The organism is Pseudomonas sp. Sample_9 (assembly GCF_004307535.1).
GTDB classification, from domain to species: Bacteria; Pseudomonadota; Gammaproteobacteria; order Pseudomonadales; family Pseudomonadaceae; genus Aquipseudomonas; species Aquipseudomonas mercuritolerans.
Genome location: NZ_RAZO01000410.1, coordinates 1 through 2,506, shown reverse-complemented (window position 1 = coordinate 2,506; position 2,506 = coordinate 1). Strand labels below are relative to the sequence as shown.

The 2,506-nt window shown below is 56.5% G+C and carries 4 protein-coding genes; 1 reads left to right on the top strand and 3 read right to left on the bottom strand.

Annotation, left to right across the window (positions count from 1 at the left end; all coding sequences use genetic code 11):
• Window positions 1-347, bottom strand: a 347-nt coding sequence (locus tag D6877_RS23395) for an SDR family NAD(P)-dependent oxidoreductase (RefSeq protein ID WP_130912270.1), incomplete at its 3' end; no start/stop codon positions are given.
• 91 nt (window positions 348-438) lie between these two features.
• Here D6877_RS23395 and D6877_RS23390 point away from each other — a divergent pair.
• Window positions 439-1,008, top strand: a complete 570-nt coding sequence (locus tag D6877_RS23390) for a TetR/AcrR family transcriptional regulator (RefSeq protein ID WP_130912269.1) — start codon at window positions 439-441, stop codon at window positions 1,006-1,008.
• On the opposite strand, the gene D6877_RS23385 is transcribed toward D6877_RS23390, so the two are convergent.
• Both D6877_RS23385 and rhtA read right to left on the bottom strand, forming a co-directional pair.
• Window positions 1,009-1,290: a hypothetical protein gene (locus D6877_RS23385; RefSeq protein WP_130912268.1), complete on the bottom strand. Its 282-nt coding sequence runs from the start codon at window positions 1,288-1,290 to the stop codon at window positions 1,009-1,011.
• Between the two features lie 169 nt (window positions 1,291-1,459).
• Window positions 1,460-2,347 (bottom strand): threonine/homoserine exporter RhtA, encoded by an 888-nt coding sequence (gene rhtA / locus D6877_RS23380; RefSeq protein ID WP_130912267.1) that lies wholly within the window; start codon window positions 2,345-2,347, stop codon window positions 1,460-1,462.
• Window positions 2,348-2,506 lie beyond the last annotated feature (159 nt).

The following is a 2,506-nucleotide window of genomic DNA, read 5'->3' as shown; positions in this document are numbered from 1 at the left end:
CCGGAGAAGCAGGCCATCTCCCAGATCTTGAAATATTTGCGCGCGGTTTCTTCGAGAATGCTGCACGGCACGTTGGCGCCGATGTTGAAGACGAAGGCCTCGATCGGGCCGACGTGGGTTTCGATGTCTTCGATCAAGGCGATGACGTCATCTTCCTTGCGCGCATCGCAGGCAAAACCATGGGCCTCACCGCCCTCAGCGATGATTGCGTCAACCAGAGGCTGCAATTTGTCGGCGCTGCGCCGGGTCACACAGGCTATAAATCCCTCACTGGCAAAGCGCTTGGCAATGGCCCCGCCCGTGGCATCACCGGCCCCGACAACCAACACGACCTTCTTGTTATTCATGGGTGAATCCCTTTGGGTTAACGATCGTTTAGTTAACGAACGTTATGCTAGGATTGGGGCAGCGTCAAGGCGATCTACTTCAGGAGATGACATGCGTTATTCGGCCGGACACAAATCGGAAACCCGCGAACGATTGCTGCAAAGCAGCGCGCTGTCGGCAAAGAAATCGGGGTTTTCCACGGTGGGCGTGGATGGCCTGATGAAAGCCATCGGTTTGAGTGGCGCCGCGTTCTACAGCCACTTTTCATCCAAGGATGCCCTGTTTGCTGCCATCGTAGAGCGCGAGTTGAGTGAGAGTCTTGAGCGTCTTGGTGGGCAGGGCGGTACGGATCGGCAGCGTCTGGAGCGTTGTCTGAAGCAGTACCTGAGCATGGCCCACGTCGAGCAACCCGAGGCCGGTTGCGCTTTGCCGACATTGGGCGCAGAGATTGCCCGTGCCGATGTGCGGGTGCGTGAGCAGGCTGAAGAATGGATCTGCCGTCTGCAGCAAAGTTGGGCGCAGATACTGGAAAGCGAGAGTCTGGCCTGGTCGGTGCTGTCGCAATGCGTGGGCGCATTGGTGGTCGCGCGGATGCTGGCGACACCGGACGTGCAGCGTACGGTGTTGCGCTCGAGTCACGAGGAAATTACACGTCAGCTCGCTTTGTCCCGAGCCGAGTAGTTATTTGCAGATGACGATCATGCTGCGGCTGGTATAACCGGCCGGGTTCAAGCCGAACGGATAATCGCCAGGTTCTTCGACGGCGTCCCCGGATTTGGCGATCACCTTGTAACCCTTGGGCGCGCAGGAATTGGCGGCGCTGGTGTAGCACTTGTCCCATGAGGATGAAAGTCCGGAACAGTTGATATGCAGCCCCTTCTTGCCGCGTTTGACCTGGGTTTCCGAGGTCGCTGCGCAACTCGCGATCGCCAGTAGGGCGATCAATAGCAAAATTCGGTTCATTACCATCCTTAATAGCGGCCACGAGTCTGGTGCTCGGGTCTGCCTGTATTCGCTCGCGTTTGCAGCGTTGTGCCGTCCTTTGCGAAAAAATCCATGCCTGGCGATGGGTTACGAAGCTAAACATGGCCTAAATGAGCACCAATTACCAGATCTCACTTTCTATTAAGCTTCAGTCGGCAGCGACAGCAGGCTTTGCTCCGCTGCCCATGGTCATGGTTGCGCCCACCGACGCCAGGATAATGCACAGGATGGCCAGCCATTGTGACAATGAAAGGTATTCCTGGAGAAAAAGCAGACCTGATAGCGCGCCGAATGCCGGTTCAATACTCATGAGAGTGCCGAAGGTGCGCGCGGGCATTCGGGTGAGAGCTACCATTTCCAGGGTATAGGGCAGAGCGGTGGAGAGAATGGCGACACCGATAGCAATCGGAATCAGTGATGGTGTAAGCAGCGCCGCGCCGGCATGAACGATTCCGATCGGCGCCACAAACAGCGCGGCGATCATCACGCCCAACGCAGCCGTAGTCACTCCGTTATCAGCGCCGGCCTTCTGCCCGAAGAGAATGTACAGCGCCCAGCACACCCCGGCGCCCAGCGCATAGCCTGCTCCGACCAGGTCTATGCCAGCAGTGGTTGTCCCAGTAGGTATTAATAGGAGCAAACCGGCTGCAGCGAGCGCGATCCAGAGAAAATCGATGGCTCGGCGAGAGGCATATATAGCTACGGCCAGAGGGCCAGTGAATTCCAGCGCAACGGCGATGCCCAGCGGCACCGTGCGCAGAGACATATAGAAGAGGAAATTCATCCCGCCCAATGCCATCCCGTAGATGATTACGGTACGAAGAGACTTGGCGGTCAGCTTTGCACGCCATGGGCGCAGTATCAGCAGCATGATCACGCTGGCAAAGATCAGGCGCAGCGTGGTTGTGCCCTGTGCCCCTATTACGGGGAACATGCTTTTGGCCAGAGAAGCGCCCGACTGGATGGACGCCATGGCTATCATGAGCAGGCAAACCGGAAACAATGTGGAGGAGAGAGAGCGGGGGTGGTGATTCATTGCGCGGCAGCATCCAAGGCAAAAACAAATATTGTTGTGGTAGTGGGCAATATACTGCGCATTGGAGTGGGCTGCGTCTATATATAGAGAAGCTTTTTAAGCTTTTGAAAGAAAAGCGAAATTAACGGTTGACGGCAGATTCCAGAGGTCTATAATTCG

Bases quoted from the DNA above. Each gene is read 5' to 3' on its own strand.
- D6877_RS23385 (WP_130912268.1), bottom strand. From the start codon at position 1,290: ATGAACCGAATTTTGCTATTGATCGCCCTACTGGCGATCGCGAGTTGC.
- D6877_RS23390 (WP_130912269.1), top strand. From the start codon at position 439: ATGCGTTATTCGGCCGGACACAAATCGGAAACCCGCGAACGATTGCTG.
- rhtA (WP_130912267.1), bottom strand. From the start codon at position 2,347: ATGAATCACCACCCCCGCTCTCTCTCCTCCACATTGTTTCCGGTTTGC.